Source organism: Rheinheimera sp. ATLC3 (assembly GCF_059429535.1).
The window spans coordinates 3637013-3656511 of record NZ_CM182103.1 but is presented as its reverse complement, the minus strand read 5'-3'; the positions used below and the strand labels follow the sequence as shown (position 1 = coordinate 3656511).

The following is a 19499-nucleotide window of genomic DNA, read 5'->3' as shown; positions in this document are numbered from 1 at the left end:
CACACCGGCTTTTTTGTCTGTAAAGTTTTCCACAAATACTATAAAAACTGCGTAGTGACCAAAAAGATAGCCTCTGTGTGCTCAGCTTCGTATCTCATTTTCCCGGTTTGCCTACGGGTCAGCATTTGGCTTACGCCCTACTCTGCCTGCCCTGCAGCATTTGTTGTTTAACCATGACGTTTGTCTTCAGCAATACGGTACAGATAATGCTTCTGTTAAACAGCGGTGTAAATCACTTACACCTTAACCGAGATACAGGAACTTACTATGGCCGTTACTGCGACAGATCCGATTAAAATTATATTTGCGATAATACTGCCGCCCTTGGGCGTGTTTCTTGAAGTGGGCTTAAAAGGGCACTTCTGGCTGAATATTCTATTGACGCTATTCGGTTTTATACCAGGGATCATTCACGCCCTGTATGTCATTTTAAAGCACTGACGTTATTAGCAGTGCCGTTACCGCTAAAAACCTGAGCCAGGCTGCTGCAGAAACGCTGTTTCTTCAGCTGTCGACGGCCGGCCTAATATGGTGTTGCGGTGCGGGTAGCGGCCAAAACGGTCGATGATCGCTTTATGTTTTAACTCGAACTGATAGTTATTCTCTGGTGCGTGCTGCTTAAATAGCGTCTCAGCGCTTTGATGTATAACAACTGATTCGCTGTGCATATAAGGCATCAGTAAAAAGTTACGCTCATCTGCGTTTAGCTGTTGCAAAGCTCCGGCGGCAACGGCTTCCTGCGCCAGCGCTAATGCCATAGCATCCTGAGAAAACGCCTGAGGGGTACCGCGGTAAATATTACGGGAGAACTGATCCAATACGATGACTTCAGCCAGACGCCCCTTTGCAGCTTGCCGCCACTGCGCTAATTCACCTGCCGCCGCCTGTTGTAATATCGTCGAGAAGCGCTGTTTGATTGTGTTATCAAATTCTTCATCGGCCTGCCACCATTGCTGTGGTGTTAATTCTTCAAACCAAAAAGTGAGTATCTCTTCATACATATTCGTGTTTTCCGTTGCTTTGGTAAAGGCCTGAAGGCCCCCACAATGTAGCTACCCCAGATCAGGTTTAATCACGAATCCGCGTTCAATGCCCGACTGAAATCCGATCTTTTCATACAACTTATGGGCTGCTGTACGACTCTCCCCGGATAATAACATCACTTTGTAGCAGTTCTCTTCCCATGCGATATCTAATGCCCGCTCAATCACTTTCTCACTCAAGCTACGCCGCCGGTAAGCCTCCGCAGTAATAACATGCTCGATAATACCAAAGGGCTTTGCAGCATTTGTTAACGTCGGGCAGATACTCAGCTGGCAGGTCGATGCCAACACACCATCTATTTCCGCAACAATGATTTTTATGCCCGGGTTTGCCAGCAGTTTATGCCACGCTTGCTGGGCGTCATGTTGCTTAAGCGTTGGATCATGCGGACGAAGTTCGCGATATAAATCAAGCAAGCCTTGTAAATCTTCAGTGTCACAGCACCTGATAATCATCGGGAACCTTCAATATGTCTGGGTAATTTTTACCCATGTCGATGCGGTAAATTTAAGAGTATAAAATACGGCGTTTAACAAACTATTACTGAAATGGAAGCCAACGCCTTGGGGCCTTCCCCTTAACTGCCACATAAGAAAATGGCCAAAACAAAAACGCAAACAATAAAGTATTTGCGATGTGCAAAAAAACGGATTCAACCTTATGAGGTTCTGATATTAATACAAAGCACTGCTGCACAAAGGCAGCAAACAGTAGCAAAGACAGTGGCATAGCCAAAACCCTGATTACAACATGAGTTTTTGGCTGGGCATCTGACATACCTCTGACATTTAGTTCAGGCATTTTTTAAAATCTCCATATTGCTTCGCCAGTGTATTTCGTTGCATAAATGTAAATCAAGAAATTTATACCTCAACAGCCTGATTGCCTTTACACTTTTAAACTTACGCTGTTGTGTTATCTTTTGTACCTTACCAATAGTCAGCAATATTGTTACAGACTGCCGCCTGACAACAACTGTACCAACGAACATGAGGCAAAGCACTATGAGCCAGGCCATAAATACATCTGAGTTTATCGCTACCATACTGTGCCCGGCGCAAATGGATAGCGCATCACCGTGGGGCTTTGTCATTCTTCCCAAAGAGGTCAGTGAAACATTGCCTCGTCGCGGCAGAACGACTGTCGATGGCAATATTAACGGGCAACCGTTTCAGGCCACGCTGGAGCCAGACGGAAAGTTAAGTCATTGGTTAAAACTGCAGCAGACATTACTCGACGCCGCTGGTGTGCAGCCTGGAAGTAATGCCAGCTTTGATATTAAGCCGGTACAGCAGGAGCCTGAACCTGAGTTACCACAAGACCTGCAGCAGGCGCTGGCAGCAGATCCTGCCGCTTTAGCCGCCTGGCATGATACAACCACCATTGCGCGGCTTGATTGGATCCACTGGATAACCTCAGCCAAACAGGCGAAAACACGGCTGCAGCGCATCAGCAATGCCTGCGATATGTTGGCATCGGGCAAGAAACGGGTCTGCTGTTTTGACCCGTCCGGCTTTTACAGCAAGGCCTTTAGCGCGCCTAAAACGGCTTAACTTTGTGGTATAGCCGCCGGGTCCATCCAGAACGGCTCCCAAATATGGCCATCTGGATCAGCAAAGCTGCAGCTGTACATAAAGCCCAGCTCCTGTTTCGGGTTAACATCTGCTGTACCGCCAGACGTTGCTGCAGCCGTGTTCATGTTGTTTACCGCATCAATGCTGTCTAACGCCAGCGCCAGCATCACTTCACTGGTACTGCCTGGTGCAATTGGCTTTTTGGTGAACTGCCGCCATTTGTCATGAGTTAATAACATGACATGAATTTCATTACTCCACACCATGCAAGCTGCGGTTTCGTCACTAAAATGAGCGTTGTTCGTAAACCCCAAGGCACTGTAAAAAGCGATGGAGGCGGGTAAATCCTGCACCGGCAGGTTAACAAATATCATACGGTTCATAGTTTCTCCGGCTATTAAATATTATTGTTCAAACGCAGCGTTCAGACTGTCGATGAGTTGTCGGTAGTGAACTATGAAATTCGACAGCCAGTAGTAAATATTTTTCAGAAAGCAGAACGCAACTCGAACACAGCTGAATGGCCAATATTTTGCATGATCTTGATAATTAGGCACCTTTTTTCAGATTTTATGCCGTAGATCACTTGGTTTTGCACCAGGATCTGGCATAGTGACCAATGACAAAGATGCTTTTGCACCAAATAAAAACAAGATATTACAACAAGAAAATTCAGGTTTTAGGGGTATTGCATGCGTTTATTTACTCAGGCGTCTATTAAGCAAAAATTGTTGCTTAGTATCGGCAGCGCCGTTGCCATATTATTGCTCGGCACCGCCATTTTAGTAGTCAGTGACATTAAGCAGCAAACCAGTTTGCAGGTGAATGCTGAAGTGAATCATACCGTGACTCAGGAGGCGGCCCGTATTGCCGGCTTTTTTGCTCAGTATGGCCAGGTAGCGCGCACTTATCTGGAAAACCCACAATTCCAGCAGTGGTTCAGTAGCTACCCGGGCCGCGGCACTGAGTTAAACAGCATCAATGGTTACCCGCAAATCAATCAGACATTTATCGGCATTAGCAGCCGGGACCCCAATATCCTTTCAGCTTTTTTTGCGCTGGACAGTTCAGGTGAATACTTCCGCGAGAGCGCCCGCACCGGTGTAGCAACTGAAGGGGCAGATGCCGGCGATATTAATAAAGGCTATTTTGCCAGCAAGCGCCCCTGGTACCAGCTGACGCTGGAAAAAAACCGCTACTTTGTCAATTCGCCGTCGGCCGATATGACCACCGGTATTATCTCCACAGTCGTCCAGGGGCCGGTACGTGACAGCAGTGGCAAACTGCTGGGCGTAGGAGGCCTCGACTTACACATCAACAAAGTGGGCGAGCATGTAGAACAGCTGAGTTATCAAGGGCATGGTTTACCGGTATTGCTCGATGAACAGGGTAATATCGTCCACTTCGCAAAGGCAGGTGGCGTAAAATATACCCCTAACGATCCGATTACCAATTTCGATACCGACGGCAATACCGGTTTTGCAAAACTGGCTTCTGCCGCAAAACAAGGCAATAGCCTAAGACTGCCAGTGCACTTCAATGGCGTCGATTATTACGCCTACACTCAGCCGGTCATGCTGGACTTTCCGGCACTGAATTGGATGATTGCCCTACTGGTGCCGGTAGAGGTAGTAGAAGCGCCGATAAACAGCGCAACGAACTGGGCAATGCTGCTGACTCTGCTTATTGTCGCGGTGACTTTGCTGGTGATTTGGTTAATGACCTCTGCCATTACACGGCCATTACAGCAGCTGACGCTGATGATGCAGGATATTGCCAGCGGCGACGGTGATTTAACGCGCAGCATTGACATCAGCAGTCAGGACGAGGTGGGCGCACTGGCCAGCCATTTTAATCAGTTCACTGCCAAGTTACGCCAGTTACTGCGACAGACTGCGCAGCAGGCGTCGTCCGTCAACAGCAGCAGCCAGCACCTGACTCAGGTTGCCAGCCTGACCAATCAGGAGATCCAGACCTGTAAAGCTCAGATTGATAATGTCTCGGCTGCTGTACATGAAATGGCGGCAACGACGCAGAATATCAGCAACAACGCTCAGCAAACCAGCGATGCGGCAACAGATGCCGAACAGCACGCGCGGCAAGGTCAGACATTGTCTGCAACGGCAGTAGCAGATATGCAGCAGTTGTCAGCTCAGATGTTACAGTCAGTGCAGATTGTCGCTGGGTTGGCTAAAGAGTCAGAAAACATCGGCACTGTAGTTGATGTAATCAAGGGTATCGCTGAGCAAACTAACCTGCTGGCATTAAACGCTGCGATCGAAGCAGCGCGGGCTGGTGAGCAAGGCCGGGGTTTTGCGGTAGTTGCAGATGAAGTAAGGTCCCTGGCAGGCAGAACACAGGACAGTACACAGGACATCCGGCAGATGGTCGAAAAGCTGCAAGCAATATCAAAAGATGCTGAAAGTACTATGCAACAAGGCCGGCAGCAGACAGAAACCAGCGCAGAGCGTGCCCGCACGCTGGAAGCTGCGTTAACCGACATCAGCCATGCCATTATGCGGGTCAAACAGCAAAGCAGTCAGATTGCCGACAGCACCGGGCAGCAAAGTGCTGCAGCCGATGAAATTAATCAGAGTTTACACACCATAACCGCTCTGGTTGATAATACCGCAGGTCATGCAACAGAACTGTCGGCAGAGTCGGTACAGTTAAGCGCTGCAGCAGATAACCTGAACGGTGTTGTCAGCCAGTTCAGAATTAGAAATTAACACTACCGCTTATTAATTCAGCAACAAGCGCAGCAGTGGCTGCGCTTTTCCCACATCGTATTTGCCCGCAGCACAAATTTATGAGTATGCTGTAACCATGACTCTTTGATGCGCAAACAATATGATTCTTCTTAGTTATTTTGAACCTGAAACCAGCGCCTGGCAGCAGATATCATACGAGCAGTTGCCCGCTCAGCTACCCGCGGATGCAAAATTATGGATTAACCTTAATGATGCCTCTGCGGACGAGCAATTACTGGTATTGCGCCGCTTTGCGATAGTGCCAACGCTGGCTGAGGATTTCAGCCGACAGCGTCATCCACCCAAGCTGGAATCACAAACAGACTTCACACTGTTAATAATGCGTGGCTATGCCGACGCTGATTTCAGTGAGTACAGCGGCAGTGCTCAGGTTAACCTGCTGTATTCAAAACAAATACTGATAAGCCGGATCCACTGTCATAACCCACAGCTTCTGGCGCAGCTCACTCCACAGATCAACGGTAACAGCCAGGTCACCGTTGCCGACTGGATCAAACAGCTGATCCTCAGTGTGTCGGCAAGCTACCTGGAAAAGCTGATTAGTTTTGAAGAAGAGCAAAGTGAACTGGAAGATGCCATGTTACACCGCGGCGATGATGAGCAGATGGCGCTAATTATGCGCTATCGTTCAGTACTGCGTAAAATAAACCGTAATCTGGCATATCAGAAAGATATTTTCTCTGACGCAATGTACGAAGAACAAAACCCGCTACTGCGCCATTTTAGCAGCACCGAACTGCGTGATTTTTATGAAAAATTTGAGCGGCTGCATAGCATGACTGATTTATACTACGATCAGCTCAGTGATCTGGTCGAAGGCTATCTGTCAACAACATCGCACCAGATAAACGAGCGAATGAAAGTGTTGACCATCGTCAGTACCATTTTCATCCCGCTGACATTTATTGCAGGTATTTATGGCATGAATTTTATTTATATGCCTGAACTGCAAATGCACAATGGCTATTTCACTGTGTTAATTGCCATGGCATTGGGCGGATTGGCGGGGCTGATTTGGTTTAAAATACGCGGCTGGTGGTAACCCCACCCGGGCAAGGGAGTAGTAAATGGCTGAAAACCAACCGCTGGACATTGAAGAGATAGTACGTGATAGCTTCGATGAGAACGAAGCTGAACAGCTGACCGGAAAGCTTAGCCAGCTGGAACCGGAAGAAATTGCTATTGCATTAGAAGCAATGCCGGTAGAACAGCGGGTTAGCACCTGGCTTAGCCTGCATCCGGATGACCAGATTGCCGCACTGACCTATATGCGGGTCGACGCGCGGGACAATATTTTTAAACAACTGGATGAACAACAGCTGCGCTCTCTGGTTGAGGGCATGGAAGTTGACGATCTGATAGAGCTGCTCGATGAGCTGCCACAACGTATCTACGACTATGCCTGCTCGCGGCTTGATGAAAGCCAGCGCCGCTGGCTGGACACTGCGTTGGGCTATGATGAAGATCAGTGCGGTCGTTATGCCGACCACGATATGCTCATCATCAATAAAAATGCCAAAGTTCGTGATGGCATCCGTTTGTTCCGCCAGTTAGCGGAGGATGCTGAGTACCACGATGCGTTGTTTGTCGTCGACCGCACCGGGCGTTATGTTGGCCTGGTTCATGCGACCCAGTTACTCGGCCTTGGCAGCCATTTACCGGTAGAAACCGTTATTGATAAAGATGCGCCTTTAGTTGAAGGCGAGATGGACCTGGATCAAGGCTCAGATATCGTGTCGCGCTCGGGTTATACTGCTTTGGCTGTCGTTGATGCCGAGGGCAAACTGCTTGGCCGCCTGTCTATAGGTGAAGCACTGGAAAACGTGCGCAGAAGCCTGGAAAGCCAGTTTATGCACACCGCAGGTCTGGATGAAGAAGAAGACTTGTTCGCCCCGGTATTTAACAGCGCGAAACGCCGTGCATTATGGCTGGGTATTAACCTGCTGACCGCTTTTCTTGCAGCATGGACCATTGGTTTGTTTGAAGCCACCTTACAACAGGTTGTTGCTCTTGCGGTATTAATGCCTATTGTTGCCAGTATGGGTGGTATTGCCGGCAGCCAAACGTTAACACTGATGATCCGGGGCCTGGCGCTGGAGCAGATAACGCCTAAAACCTATATGACACTGCTACGCAAAGAGCTTGGTGTTGGTGCTATCAACGGCTTGCTGTGGGCCCTGGTCATAGCCGCTATTACCTATTTTTGGTTTGGTGACTGGATTATTGGCGGTGTAATTGGCATGGCTATCGTGATTAATATCGTCGCTGCAGCCATCTCCGGGGTATTGATCCCCATCTGGCTGGAAAAACTGAATATAGACCCTGCCCTGTCCGGTTCGGTGATCCTGACAACTGTCACGGATGTAATTGGCTTTTTCGCCTTTCTCGGTTTAGGCTCGTTATTCTTACTGGGTTGAAAAAGCAACTTAAATATTTATCATCGGCAGCAGTATTCTTGCTGCCGGGTGCGTAAGACAATCTTACAATAGCTGCGAACACTACCGCTTATCGGAGAGCGCATGAAAATTGCGATTTTATCGCGCAATGCAGAGTTGTATTCCACCAAACGTCTGGTCGAGGCTGCCACAGCACGTGGCCACCAGGTACAGGTGATAGACCCGCTTACCTGCTATATCAATGTTAACCGGATAAAGTCCTCTATTCACCATAAAGGTGAAGCATTAGAAGGCTTTGATGCCGTGATCCCACGTATTGGTGCATCTATTACATTTTACGGCACGGCCGTACTGCGTCAGTTTGAGATGATGGGCGTATACAGCCTGAATGAGTCGGTTGCGATAAGCCGGGCACGTGACAAACTGCGCAGCCTGCAGTTACTGGCCCGTCAGGGCATTGGCTTGCCGGTAACCGGCTTTGCCGACAAGCCGGGCGATATCCCCGACCTCATAGAAATGGTTGGCGGCGCACCTTTAGTGATTAAGCTGCTCGAAGGTACCCAGGGTATAGGTGTGGTGCTGGCGGAAACCCGTACCGCCGCAGAGAGTGTGATAGAAGCCTTTATGGGGTTAAACGCCAATATTCTGGTGCAGGAATATATTCGTGAGGCTAACGGCGCCGATATCCGCTGCTTTGTCATTGGCAACAAAGTTGTCGCAGCAATGAAACGCCAGGCGAAGGCCGGCGAGTTTCGTTCTAATTTACACCGCGGTGGTACTGCATCCTCAGTGCGGCTGACCAAAGACGAGCGCAGTACCGCTATCCGGGCCGCTAAAACCATGGGGCTTAATGTCGCCGGTGTTGACTTACTGCGCTCAAACCATGGCCCGGTTGTGATGGAAGTAAACAGCTCGCCTGGGCTTGAAGGCATTGAAGCAGCAACAGACAAAGATATTGCCGATTTAACTATCGCTTTTCTTGAGCAAAAAGTGGCGCTGCATAAAAGCAAACGCAAGTTAAATACCAAAGGAACCGGCTAATGCAGGCAGGCAGCAGAGCACCTTTTACACTGGCAGACAGCAGCATTCCTCCCGGCAGCAGAGCGCTGGTGGATATCCCCTTTGGTAAGTTATATACCCATACCGAGCTAAACATTGGTGCCCACGTCATTCATGGTCGCAAAGACGGTCCGGTGCTACTTATCACCGCCGCACTGCACGGCGATGAAATTAACGGCGTAGAAATATGCCGCCGTTTGCTGAAACTACCGCGTTTAAGTCAGCTCAAAGGCACGCTGATCGTTGTTCCTATTGTTAATACCTACGGTTTTGTGCAGCAATCGCGCTATCTGCCGGATCGACGGGACTTAAACCGCAGCTTCCCTGGCAGCGAAAAAGGTTCACTCGGTAGCCGTATGGCCTATCAGTTTACCGAGCAGGTGCTGCGTAACTGCACCCATGCCATAGATCTGCACACCGGGGCTATCCACCGTGCCAACCTGCCTCAGGTCAGAGCCAGCGCTAAGGATAAAACCGCGCTGCGCATGGCAGAAGTGTTTAACGCCCCTATTATAATCAAGGCCGCCAGCCGCGATGGCACCATGCGCGGTACAGCCAACACACTCGGCATCCCTATCCTGCTATACGAAGCGGGTGAGGCGCTGCGTTTTGACGAGCAGGCCATTAATGTCGGTGTGCGCGGTATTTTAAATGTGATGACAGATTTAGGCATGTTACGCGCTATGCGTAAACGCCCTACAACCAAGTCGTTGTTCTCGAAAAAAAGTAGCTGGGTAAGGGCTGAGCATGATGGTATTGCCCGCTATTATGTCGGCCTTGGGCAGACTGTAAAACCCGGCGATATACTGGCGCATATCTACTCACCTTATTCTGATTTTGAAGTGGCAGTGCACGCCAGCTTTGCCGGTATCGTGATAGGCCGCAACAACTTGCCGCTGGTGAATGAGGGTGAAGCGCTGTTTCATGTCGCAGAAGTCAGCTCGCTGGATGAAGCTGAAAAAACACTCGACGCGATAAATGATGAAGTGGATAACGCTATGCCACCGGTGTTGGGCGAGGAATATGGCGTAGTCTGAACCAGGCGTAGTATCAGTCTTTTTGCATCACGACATCGTAGTCTTTTAAAGCGGGTAGACGTTGTTGTAACTGCTGTTCAACCTCGTCAAGCTCTTGCATACGCTGACAAAACAATGCTGATTTCTCTTCCAGCTCTACCGCTTTGGCATCCAACCCCAGGTTGATTTTATCAACCAGATGGCCAACAGATTGCCATTCCTGATTATCAGTGCGTTCAAAATTACTATCAGAGTGCCTAAGTGCATCACGCAGCGCGCCCCACACTGCGCCAACCGTATGCCGGGCCAGGCTATCGAGCTGCGGTTTTAACTCGCCATGTAAAAAGTAATCCAGTTCATTGAGGCTTTGTGGTGCCAGATAAAAGTGTTCATTAGTGCGGACAAAGCGGGACATCCATTGAAAGGTGGTTTCGCGCACCAGCTCGCGCCATTCAGCCTGCTGCGATTTACTGCCAATACCGGTAAACATTGCCTCAATACTGGAAAGACCCAGCTCCACACCGTCAACCGCAATACTAACAATTTCCGGCACAAACTTGCGCAAATCCCGGCTATATTGCTGCAAAAGCACAACATCTTCAGGCGTAAGGCTGATTAACTCGCCACGAATAAATAATTGCTGATCATTATTAATCTGCACATGGGTGCGGTTGTTCTGCAAAATACGGATATGATCCGGGGCAATCAGAATACCGTGCGCAAATGCCATCTCACACTCGGCTGCAGATAGCAGCGAGCCATGACACAACATTAACAGTAGAAAATAGTAGCGTTTCACTTCGCCAGCTCCGGCCTGAACACGTAAGAAGCTTAAGTCACCGATGGGCGAAAAGCAGCCCCTTGCGCCGCAGCACAGTGGTCGCCCATCGCGAACAGCATCAGATAAAGGGTTCTATCGCAGGGCTGCCATCTACCAGCATAATTTTAGATGGCCCATATTCACGTCGGCTGCGAACAATATCCTTACCAAAATGCACTTCAACAGCCGAAAACAATTGCTGACGTACGATGATATGCGCCTGATCTAACTTCTCCCGCCGCTGTACTTCAAGTTGCTTAACGTCTTCAATCAGTGCCAGAGCCACATCCCGGTGCTCTTCAAATTCCTGATGCAACTCTTGTTTGCGCACTTCAATCTGATTGTTGCCTTCGATTTTCTTCAGTTTCTCTAACTGCTCTTTAATATCCTGCATGTCTTTTTTTGCCGCAGCGATACTGGTGCGCAAAATCTCCTGCTTTTCTGCGATAGGATCCACCAGCCGATTCAGCTCAATCAGAATATTACTGCTGGAAGGGGCACCCAGATTACCGGTAAAAATGCCGTAGTCCAGATAGAAATAACCGCCAATAATCTTGCCGTTAGGGTTGTCTTCCGGCCCGCCGTAAACTTTGGCGGCCGCAACAGCACAATGCATCATTTGTTTATTTACATACAAATTGCCGTCACAGCTTAATCTGGCATACTGAGCAATATTGCACTGAATATCGCCTTTTGCTTTTAACTCAGTACTGTATTCACTGTCTCTTTCAGCTGTGGCTATCTGATGGCCGATAATAGAGCCGCCGACGGTGATATCGCCACCGGCCTCTATCAAAGTGCCTTCAACAAAGCCTTTTACGAACACATTACCGCCAGCGATAACTTTCATCCCCTCAGTAACATCACCGCTGACCACTACTGAGCCTTTGAAAATAATATGACCGGTGGCCAGATCTACATTTTTAACGGTAAAGACTTCATCTACAGTCGCACCATTTTCAACAACCCGTGGCAAGCCATCACGCGCAGCCAGCAGCAAATCACCATCGGTCGCGGACAACTCACTGCCCTCAGCCATCTGCCATTCAATGACCTGGCCCGGTGTCGCTGGAATCGGGCTGCCATTAATCAACATGCCATCTACACCGGCAGTAGGCGGATGACGCCGCATCAGTGTCTCTCCAGCTCTGACGGCGGGAATAACACCAAAATCCCGCAGGTCTGCTTTTTCGTCAGATTGCAATAACGGTTTGTTGCGCCGGCTTTGCATTTCAGGGATCAGTGGTTCAAATCGTGAATTCTGGCCATGTACTACAGCCCGACCACGGGCGACGATTAGCTTTACCTTGCTGCCCGGCTCGGCTTTACTGGCATGACTAACCAGCTTAATAATATGATCTTTACTAAAACCGAATACGACACCGGCGTCCTGTGCAGCTTTTACCAGGGCATTGGCCGAAATCGGTGCCCCACCCCAGGCAGCAGTAATAATTGCGGCAGCTGACATCTGGTCTTCACTTATCTCAAACGTGAGCTCTGCGTCACGCTTTTCGGCAATGCGGTAAGTCAGCGGTACACCGGGGGCCTGCAGTTTTTCTTTAATTTTTTGCTGAATTTGCTGATATTCCACCAGCAGGTTAGTGATCTGATCCTGAATGATAAGACATCTGCCATAGCCGGCAGCTTGTAACTGTGAATTGACATCGTGCGCACTGAGCGCATCCAGTGTTACAGGCACGGTTATTTTTATACTGTTGTTGTGCTCGGTAAATTGCATAGGTTTAACACTTCTGGTTACTACAAGAAGAAAGCTATGCTAATGAAGCAAATAACTGCAGCAAAGGCAAGCCCTGATTGTCGTACAGGGCCTTTTTTAGCGAAATATTAAATATAATTTTCCTGGTGGATACGAATAAACAAATCCGTACCTTTCTTGCTGTAATCTACCTTGTACTCTTTATTGTTGATAGCCTGAATAAACAGTAGCGTTTTAACTTCACCAAAAACATCCGAACTAGAGATATCAACTACCTCCATATAACGATCTTTTGCCTCAGCACGATTGGCCGGTACTGACTCAGTAAATATTTTTACACCGTGGCGGGTAACTATAACATTCGGATCGTCGTCGTCATTCACAACAACCAAGTCAAGCTTTTTATTTTTATGGATCAATGTATTACGGCCACTGACCAAGAACGGTTTTTCGTAATTATTCATTCACTACCCTGCGTAACATGTGATGTTGCCAGTATTATGATACAGTCAGTCCAGAGTGTCTAGGTGACTGTATTCTGTATCAATTGTAGTCTGGCCTGATTAATTTGGAGACACAATTGCTGAGTCTCGCCGGGCGTAAGACTAACCGGGACAAAGACATCAAACCCAGTCTGGGCAGCTAACTGCTTCATTCGACTGGCAAACGCGGCTTTAATACCATTGTAATGCTGTGTCGCTGTCGCAAAACTACCACCTTCTGTTAATAGCTCGCTGGCACACTGGCCAGATACACAGCCCTGACGCACCGCTTCGATATACAATGCCCTTTGCTCAGTCATAATACGGACAGCGAGCCGAAGCGGCAAATGTTGCAGAAAACTGTCGTAATCAGTCACTTTAAAGCCAATGTAGCCCAGGGGCTGACCATTGTATTGTGGCACGCCGCTGTATAAAAAACTGCCCCAGGTTAGCATCCAGCAGCCATGCCGGTGTTGATAGCGCACCCCTTGCTCATCATATTGCAGAAAAAATTCTGGCTCTGCCAGCTTTGCCCAACCGGAAAACATCCCCAACCCTGCACCTATTAATACAAGCGCATGCCATAGTTGTAGCTGCTCCGCCCACGTTATGCTGATAAGCAATACCATTGCTACCAAGGCACTGCACAGCATTACGGCGGCTCCACCGCGGCTTGTAGCCCCCTGCACGTTAACTGGCGACATCGGTTTTATACTCATTTATATCCTTTAACCTATGATGGCAGTTTTTAATCCCGAGTTCCGTGATTTTAGCAAAGAGTGTTCCGATTTTGTCAGTCAACACCTACAGTTGAATCGACCAACGCCGCCTCGACTGCGATAACAGGAAATCTAAACGGGTATTTCTTCCATACAATAAAGCGGACTTTAAACTTAAAATATATGCTGTTACTCAGGGGTTATTGTGGCAAAACTACATTCAAAATTAATTTGGGTGATACTTATCGCTCTGCTGGTATTCGTAGCCTATTTGTATTGGATGCCAAACCAGCATAACGGCGCAACTCGCGGCGCAGCTGCCGTAGCCGTAAAAACTGCGAAAGCTGAAACCAAAGCCATGATCCGCAGCATTAGCTCTTTGGGCACCGGCATTGCAAATAATTCTATCACGCTGGTGTCACCTACCAGCGATTTCATAACCGAGCTGAATGTAAGCGAAGGTAAAAAAGTTAAAAAAGATGAAGTTATCGCCCGCTTGCATGATGTAGAAGAGCGCGCGCGCGTGACAGAACTGGAAGGCGTTTTAACAGAACAAAAACGGCAGTTAGATCGGCTGAAAAACTTAGCAAATACACAGGCCACTGCACAATCACTGCTGGATGAACAACAAACTAAGGTAAACACCACGCTGGCGCAATTAGATATCGCTAAAGCGCAGCTGGCAGAGATGACTATCAAGGCACCTTTTGAAGGCTACCTTGGCTTACGGCAGGTCAGTCAGGGGGCTTACATCAATAGTGGCACTGTCATTACAACGTTGGATGATTTACATAAGCTTCGGGTGGCCTTTAGCGTTGCTGAGCATTACCTGGCTGAAATTAAAGTCGGTATGCCGTTAACTGTGACGAATGCCGCTTATGGCGATATCAATTTTATCGGCACCGTCAGTGCAGTTGACACCCGCTTAGATCCGGTGACCCGCACAGTTACTGTTCATGGCATGCTGGAAAACAATGACCTGCGCTTACGCCCGGGTATGCTGCTGAATGTGAAACTGGAGCTGGATAACCGCATGGCGATGCAAATATCAGAAAAGGCCCTGGTACCGCAGCAACAAAAACAGTTTGTTTACACTGTAGATGAAAACGACATTGTACATCAGACCGAAGTGACCATCGGCCAGCGTATTCCGGGTTGGGTCGAAATACTCAGCGGCCTGAAAGAAGGTGATGAAGTAGTTGTCGAAGGTATTCAGAAACTGCGCTCTGGCATCACCATTAACCGTGTCGGAGGCTGATTATGTGGTTGTCTGACACCTCGGTAAAACGACCGGTTTTCGCCACGGTAATAAACCTGCTGCTGATAGTCTTCGGTATTGTCTGCTTTAGCATGCTGCCACTTAGGGAATACCCTGACATTGATACGCCGATCGTCAGCATCAGCACCAATTACCCCGGTGCATCTGCTGAAATTGTTGAATCGAAAATTACCCAGTTGCTTGAAGATCGTATCAGTGGCGTTGAAGGCATTAAGAATATCAACTCAGTGTCACGCAATGGCCGCTCGAACATTTCAATAGAATTTAATGTAGAACGCGATATCGACTCTGCCGCCAATGACGTGCGGGACCGCGTATCGCGCGCGCTGAATAACCTGCCCGATCAGGCCGACCCGCCGGAAGTGTCCAAAGCCAGCGATGATGAAGATACCATTGCCTGGTTTGTGCTTAACAGTGAAACCATGACCTCACTGGAGCTGACTGATTACGCCGATCGCTACATTGTTGAACGTTTCTCAGTGGTAGACGGTGTCGCCCGCCTGCAACTGGGCGGCTCCCGTGATTATGCCATGCGCATCTGGCTGGATCGTGATGCGATGGCATCACGCGGCGTCACAGTGCAGGATATCGAAAATGTACTGCGAGCAGAAAACGTTGAACTGCCAGCCGGTAACATTAAATCGACCGACCGTGATTTTACCGTACGGGTAGTGCGCACTTACAAAACGCAGCAGGATTTTCGCCGCCTGGTCATTAAGCGCGGCGATAATAATTACCTGGTGCGCCTGGGCGAAGTAGCCGATGTGTTGCTAACCGCAGAAAATGAGGAAAGTGAGTTTCGCGGCGACGGTAAAAACCTGCTCGGTATCGGTATAATCAAGCAATCTAAAGCCAACACGCTTGAAGTGGTGCGCGCCGCCCGGGCGGAGATGGAGCGGATTAAAGAGACATTACCGCAGGGCACCACTATTGAGCCGGGTTACGATTCTTCGCTGTTTATCGCCGAATCGATAAAAGAAGTGTATAACACGCTGGCCATCGCTATGGTGCTGGTGGTGGTGGTTATTTTCTTATTCCTTGGCAATATCCGAGCAACGTTTATCCCGGCGGTAACTGTGCCGGTGGCGCTGGTTTCCGCCGTAACGGTATTGTTTGCACTGGATTTTTCAGTCAACCTGCTGACATTGCTTGCGATGGTGCTGGCCATTGGCCTGGTGGTGGATGACTCCATCGTCGTGCTGGAAAACATTTACCGGCGAATCGAGCTTGGCGAGCATCCGCTGGTGGCATCATACCGTGGCGCGCGCGAGGTAGGTTTTGCCGTTATCGCTACCACTCTGGTGCTGATTTCAGTGTTTGTGCCGCTGGTGTTTATGCAGGGGCAGCTGGGTAAACTCTTTACGGAGTTTGCGCTGGCCATTGCAGCGGCTGTAGCCTTTTCCAGTGTGACTGCACTGACACTATCCCCAATGCTGTGCAGCAAACTACTGACGCATCAAAAACGTGAAAGCAAGCTGGGCCTTTGGCTGCATGCGGCCTTTCATAAGCTGGAGAACGCCTACCGCCGGCAACTGGAAGTCGTATGTGCCACCCGTTGGCCGGTAATGATTGTGGTTGCCTTATGTTTTATCGCCAGCTACATGCTGGTGCGGCTGCTACCAAGCGAACTGGCGCCGCCGGAAGACCGTGGCACCTTCTTTGTTATGATGAGCCCCGCCGAAGGCGCCAGCTATACCAGCAACAGCCGAAATATGCGCTTAATTGAAGATGTGCTGATGCCTTACTACCAAAAAGGTGAGTTTAACCGCTTACTGGTAAGGGTGCCCGGCTGGGGCAACAGTGGCGGTGTGGCGATTGTCGGCACCGAGAACTGGCACAACGGTAAGCGCCGCACGCAAGAGCTGATGGGTGAAGTTGGCCAGAAGCTGAATGAGATACCGGATGTGCGCGCCTTTACGTTTATGCGTAGCGGCCTGGGCGGCGGTGGTGGCGGTGGCCGTCCTATTCAGTTTGTGTTGCAAGGCAACACTTACGAAGAACTGGCGCGCTGGCGCGATATAGTGCTGGAAAAAGCAGCAGAAAATCCGAATATTCTGATGCTGGATCATGACTACAAAGAGACAGTACCGCAGGTATTAGTCGAAATTAATACCGAACGTGCCGGTGATTTGGGGATTTCTGTTGGCGCCATTGGCCGTTCACTGGAAGCCATGCTGGGCGGACGCCGGGTAACCACCTTCCTCGACCGTGGTAAAGAGTATGATGTCATTATTGAAGGTAAAGATGATGACTTCACTGCTCCTGGCAGTATTACTAATGTGTATTTGCGCTCTGAGACATCAGGCGAGCTGATCCCGCTGGATAATCTGGTAACCCTGCGTGAAGAAGCCACCTCGTCTAGCCTGAACCGCTATAACCGTATGCGCAGTATTACGCTAACGGCCAGTATGGCGCCGGGTTACAGCCTGGGTGAAGCGCTGGAATATCTGGAAAACATCGTTGAAACCGAGATCCACGATACGGTCGGTATAGATTATAAAGGTGAGTCACTGCTGTATCAGGAAAGTGGCCGTTCAACACTGATGGTGTTTGTACTGGCGCTGCTTATCACCTATCTGGTGTTGGCGGCACAGTTTGAAAGCTTTATTCACCCGCTGGTGATCCTGGTCACGGTACCACTTGGGCTGGTCGGCGCACTGTCCGGTCTGTACTTCAGTGGTATGACGCTAAATATATATAGCCAGATTGGTCTGGTCATGTTGATAGGTCTGGTAGCTAAAAACGGTATTCTGATTGTTGAGTTTGCTAACCAGCTGCGTGATGCCGGTGTAGAATTTACCACCGCGATACAGCAAGCCGCGACACAGCGACTGCGCCCTATTGTGATGACAGCTTTCACTACGGCGATGAGCAGCATACCGCTAATCGTTGCCAGCGGCCCGGGTTCTGAAAGCCGGATGGTAATTGGTATGGTTATTTTCTCAGGCGTCGCTCTGGCCACACTGATGACCATTTATGTGGTGCCGGTAACTTACATGGTGATAGCCCGCAACACCGGTTCACCAAAGCGACTGGAGCAGAAGCTGCATAAACTGGAAAATGAAGCGCCTGACGAGCATGCTGCAGATGAGGTGCATCCCTCTTAGCCAATAATAAGGCGCCGGTCGGCGCCTTATTTATTTCCGCTATACAGAAACTGGATGCAACTGAAAAACTAGCGTAAAGTCAAAATGCAGGGAAGAAGGAGAAAAGCAATGGCGTTACAAACCGCAACATTTGGTGCGGGCTGTTTCTGGTGCCTTGAAGCAGCTATGAACCAATTAAATGGTGTAATAAGCGCACTTAGTGGTTATATGGGCGGTAGTGCTGAAACTGCCAACTATCGCCGTGTTTGTGACGGCGACACCGGCCACGCAGAAGTGGTGCAGGTTGAATATGATGATGCCATGATAAGTTATGAGCAGCTCTGTCTGATTTTCTTTAGTTTGCACGACCCTACTCAACTAAACCGCCAGGGCAACGACATTGGCACGCAGTATCGCTCAGCGATTTTCTATCACAATGACAAGCAGCAACATATCGCCAATAACATCATCGCTGAACTTAAAGCAGAAAATGTATTTAGTGGCAGTATTGTCACTGAAGTATCACCTGTAACCGCATTTTATATCGCTGAAGATTACCATCAGGGCTACTTTCTCAAGCATCCGGAACAAGGCTATTGTCAGGTCATAGTCGCACCGAAAATGATGAAGTTTCGCCAGCGCTATCAGGCATTGTTGAAATCATGAACGGCTTCAGGGCGATATTTTGCCTGTTAAGCCTGATGCTAACCGCAGCACAGACAAATGCGGCACAGGAAAATATGACAACCGGGCTTACCTTCTGCTACGAAGATAAGCAGCTACTGCCCTACTATGCCGGTGACGGTGAGCAAGTGGCCTCACCACCCGGTGTAACGATAGAGCATTTGCAAGCTGCCGTAAAACTTACCGGGATACAACTGATGTTGCAGCGCAAGCCCTGGCTACGTTGCCTGCAGTTACTGGAGCAAAATAAGGTAGATGCACTGGTAGCAACCTACGCTGAATCACGCCGCAGCTTTGCTGTCTATCCGTTAAATAGCAATGACGAGCCGGACGCCAGGCTGGCACTGAGCCAGCATTCTACTTGCCTGGTACAGCGGCATAACGACAATGTTATGCAACGCTCAGGCACTGGCATCATGATTGCCAGACCACTGGGTTATGCCACACCCGATTATCCGGTTGGGGTAAGTATTGTACCGGTGCAGTCGCAGCAGCAGGCTTTTGATTTGGTAAAACAAGGCCGTGTTGATGCGACTACAACGCTGTGTGAAGTAAACACGTTACCAGCCCCGACAGGCTTTACTGAGGGTTTAGAAGTCGTGTACCCGCCGCTTTATCAAACTACCGGTTATCTGGTGTTTAGTAAGGGCTTTTATCAGCAACATCAGCAACTGGCGATAAGTCTGTGGCAAGCTTTGCAACAGACACAGGAACCGCAGCGCTATTATCAGTACCTGCAACGGCAGAGTGAGCCGCAACAGGCTGATATGCCACACTAGATATCAGTGTGGCTTTTTTATTGTTAACGTGGGCTGTAACTCAGGCTGATATGCCACACTAGATATCAGTGTG

General features: G+C 49.1%; 18 protein-coding genes. 11 read left to right on the top strand and 7 right to left on the bottom strand.

All coding sequences use genetic code 11. The features are described from left to right. The first annotated feature begins 267 nt into the window (after positions 1–267). Entirely contained in the window at positions 268–441 is a 174-nt protein-coding gene (locus tag AC5SV9_RS17010) for a YqaE/Pmp3 family membrane protein (RefSeq protein WP_475148800.1), read from the top strand. A gap of 23 nt (positions 442–464) precedes the next feature. Here AC5SV9_RS17010 and AC5SV9_RS17005 read toward each other — a convergent pair whose 3' ends face one another. Both AC5SV9_RS17005 and AC5SV9_RS17000 read right to left on the bottom strand, forming a co-directional pair. Next, a complete protein-coding gene (locus AC5SV9_RS17005) occupies positions 465–1001 on the bottom strand; it encodes a DUF924 family protein (protein ID WP_475148799.1) in 537 nt (178 codons plus the stop codon). Between the two features lie 51 nt (positions 1002–1052). Next, positions 1053–1499, bottom strand: a complete 447-nt coding sequence (locus tag AC5SV9_RS17000) for a GNAT family N-acetyltransferase (protein ID WP_475148796.1) — start codon at positions 1497–1499, stop codon at positions 1053–1055. Between the two features lie 549 nt (positions 1500–2048). Here AC5SV9_RS17000 and AC5SV9_RS16995 point away from each other — a divergent pair. Further along, positions 2049–2597, top strand: coding sequence for a YdeI/OmpD-associated family protein (locus AC5SV9_RS16995; protein ID WP_475148795.1), 549 nt, complete (start codon positions 2049–2051; stop codon positions 2595–2597). Here the strand turns inward: AC5SV9_RS16995 and AC5SV9_RS16990 are convergent. Next, entirely contained in the window at positions 2594–3001 is a 408-nt protein-coding gene (locus AC5SV9_RS16990) for a VOC family protein (protein WP_475148793.1), read from the bottom strand. The two genes, AC5SV9_RS16995 and AC5SV9_RS16990, sit on opposite strands and share 4 nt — an antisense overlap. A gap of 309 nt (positions 3002–3310) precedes the next feature. Between AC5SV9_RS16990 and AC5SV9_RS16985 the strand changes: the two genes are divergently transcribed. From AC5SV9_RS16985 to AC5SV9_RS16965, 5 genes are all read left to right on the top strand, one after another. Continuing rightward, positions 3311–5347, top strand: coding sequence for a methyl-accepting chemotaxis protein (locus AC5SV9_RS16985; protein ID WP_475148790.1), 2037 nt, complete (start codon positions 3311–3313; stop codon positions 5345–5347). 121 nt (positions 5348–5468) lie between these two features. Further along, positions 5469–6431, top strand: a complete 963-nt coding sequence (locus AC5SV9_RS16980) for a magnesium transporter CorA family protein (RefSeq protein ID WP_475148785.1) — start codon at positions 5469–5471, stop codon at positions 6429–6431. A gap of 25 nt (positions 6432–6456) precedes the next feature. Next, on the top strand, positions 6457–7806 hold the full coding sequence (gene mgtE, locus AC5SV9_RS16975) for a magnesium transporter (protein WP_475148784.1): 1350 nt from the start codon (positions 6457–6459) through the stop codon (positions 7804–7806). Positions 7807–7908: 102 nt separating this feature from the next. After that, positions 7909–8826, top strand: coding sequence for a 30S ribosomal protein S6--L-glutamate ligase (gene rimK, locus AC5SV9_RS16970; RefSeq protein WP_475148783.1), 918 nt, complete (start codon positions 7909–7911; stop codon positions 8824–8826). Continuing rightward, positions 8826–9881, top strand: coding sequence for a succinylglutamate desuccinylase/aspartoacylase family protein (locus AC5SV9_RS16965; RefSeq protein ID WP_475148780.1), 1056 nt, complete (start codon positions 8826–8828; stop codon positions 9879–9881). The genes rimK and AC5SV9_RS16965 overlap by 1 nt, the downstream gene beginning before the upstream one ends. Positions 9882–9894: 13 nt before the next feature. Here AC5SV9_RS16965 and AC5SV9_RS16960 read toward each other — a convergent pair whose 3' ends face one another. The 4 genes from AC5SV9_RS16960 to AC5SV9_RS16945 form a co-directional block, all read right to left on the bottom strand. Continuing rightward, positions 9895–10659 carry a DUF2884 family protein gene (locus tag AC5SV9_RS16960; protein ID WP_475148779.1) on the bottom strand — a complete coding sequence of 255 codons (765 nt, stop codon included), beginning with the start codon at positions 10657–10659 and terminating at the stop codon, positions 9895–9897. A gap of 100 nt (positions 10660–10759) precedes the next feature. Then, a complete protein-coding gene (locus AC5SV9_RS16955; protein ID WP_475148778.1) occupies positions 10760–12418 on the bottom strand; it encodes a flagellar assembly protein A in 1659 nt (552 codons plus the stop codon). 107 nt (positions 12419–12525) lie between these two features. Continuing rightward, the gene (locus AC5SV9_RS16950; RefSeq protein ID WP_134056116.1) at positions 12526–12861 is read right to left on the bottom strand and encodes a hypothetical protein; all 336 of its coding nucleotides are present in this window, start codon (positions 12859–12861) and stop codon (positions 12526–12528) included. A 59-nt stretch (positions 12862–12920) separates the two neighbouring features. Beyond that, positions 12921–13598, bottom strand: coding sequence for a DUF2982 domain-containing protein (locus AC5SV9_RS16945; protein WP_475148776.1), 678 nt, complete (start codon positions 13596–13598; stop codon positions 12921–12923). A gap of 205 nt (positions 13599–13803) precedes the next feature. On the opposite strand from AC5SV9_RS16945, the gene AC5SV9_RS16940 reads away from it, so the two are divergent. From AC5SV9_RS16940 to AC5SV9_RS16925, 4 genes are all read left to right on the top strand, one after another. Next, positions 13804–14856 carry an efflux RND transporter periplasmic adaptor subunit gene (locus AC5SV9_RS16940; protein ID WP_475148774.1) on the top strand — a complete coding sequence of 351 codons (1053 nt, stop codon included), beginning with the start codon at positions 13804–13806 and terminating at the stop codon, positions 14854–14856. Between the two features lie 2 nt (positions 14857–14858). Further along, entirely contained in the window at positions 14859–17984 is a 3126-nt protein-coding gene (locus AC5SV9_RS16935) for an efflux RND transporter permease subunit (RefSeq protein WP_475148772.1), read from the top strand. Between the two features lie 108 nt (positions 17985–18092). After that, positions 18093–18629 (top strand): peptide-methionine (S)-S-oxide reductase MsrA, encoded by a 537-nt coding sequence (gene msrA, locus AC5SV9_RS16930; RefSeq protein WP_475148771.1) that lies wholly within the window; start codon positions 18093–18095, stop codon positions 18627–18629. Then, the gene (locus tag AC5SV9_RS16925; RefSeq protein ID WP_475148769.1) at positions 18560–19426 is read left to right on the top strand and encodes an amino acid ABC transporter; all 867 of its coding nucleotides are present in this window, start codon (positions 18560–18562) and stop codon (positions 19424–19426) included. Before msrA ends, AC5SV9_RS16925 begins: the two co-directional genes overlap by 70 nt. The last annotated feature ends 73 nt before the right edge of the window (positions 19427–19499 follow it).

What these genes read in the sequence shown, in the direction of transcription:
- mgtE (WP_475148784.1), top strand. Translation starts at nt 6,457, where the DNA reads ATGGCTGAAAACCAACCGCTGGACATTGAAGAGATAGTACGTGATAGC.
- AC5SV9_RS16985 (WP_475148790.1), top strand. Translation starts at nt 3,311, where the DNA reads ATGCGTTTATTTACTCAGGCGTCTATTAAGCAAAAATTGTTGCTTAGT.
- rimK (WP_475148783.1), top strand. Translation starts at nt 7,909, where the DNA reads ATGAAAATTGCGATTTTATCGCGCAATGCAGAGTTGTATTCCACCAAA.
- AC5SV9_RS17000 (WP_475148796.1), bottom strand. Translation starts at nt 1,499, where the DNA reads ATGATTATCAGGTGCTGTGACACTGAAGATTTACAAGGCTTGCTTGAT.
- msrA (WP_475148771.1), top strand. Translation starts at nt 18,093, where the DNA reads ATGGCGTTACAAACCGCAACATTTGGTGCGGGCTGTTTCTGGTGCCTT.
- AC5SV9_RS16965 (WP_475148780.1), top strand. Translation starts at nt 8,826, where the DNA reads ATGCAGGCAGGCAGCAGAGCACCTTTTACACTGGCAGACAGCAGCATT.
- AC5SV9_RS17010 (WP_475148800.1), top strand. Translation starts at nt 268, where the DNA reads ATGGCCGTTACTGCGACAGATCCGATTAAAATTATATTTGCGATAATA.
- AC5SV9_RS16950 (WP_134056116.1), bottom strand. Translation starts at nt 12,861, where the DNA reads ATGAATAATTACGAAAAACCGTTCTTGGTCAGTGGCCGTAATACATTG.
- AC5SV9_RS16995 (WP_475148795.1), top strand. Translation starts at nt 2,049, where the DNA reads ATGAGCCAGGCCATAAATACATCTGAGTTTATCGCTACCATACTGTGC.
- AC5SV9_RS16955 (WP_475148778.1), bottom strand. Translation starts at nt 12,418, where the DNA reads ATGCAATTTACCGAGCACAACAACAGTATAAAAATAACCGTGCCTGTA.
- AC5SV9_RS16935 (WP_475148772.1), top strand. Translation starts at nt 14,859, where the DNA reads ATGTGGTTGTCTGACACCTCGGTAAAACGACCGGTTTTCGCCACGGTA.
- AC5SV9_RS16945 (WP_475148776.1), bottom strand. Translation starts at nt 13,598, where the DNA reads ATGAGTATAAAACCGATGTCGCCAGTTAACGTGCAGGGGGCTACAAGC.
- AC5SV9_RS16990 (WP_475148793.1), bottom strand. Translation starts at nt 3,001, where the DNA reads ATGAACCGTATGATATTTGTTAACCTGCCGGTGCAGGATTTACCCGCC.
- AC5SV9_RS16980 (WP_475148785.1), top strand. Translation starts at nt 5,469, where the DNA reads ATGATTCTTCTTAGTTATTTTGAACCTGAAACCAGCGCCTGGCAGCAG.
- AC5SV9_RS17005 (WP_475148799.1), bottom strand. Translation starts at nt 1,001, where the DNA reads ATGTATGAAGAGATACTCACTTTTTGGTTTGAAGAATTAACACCACAG.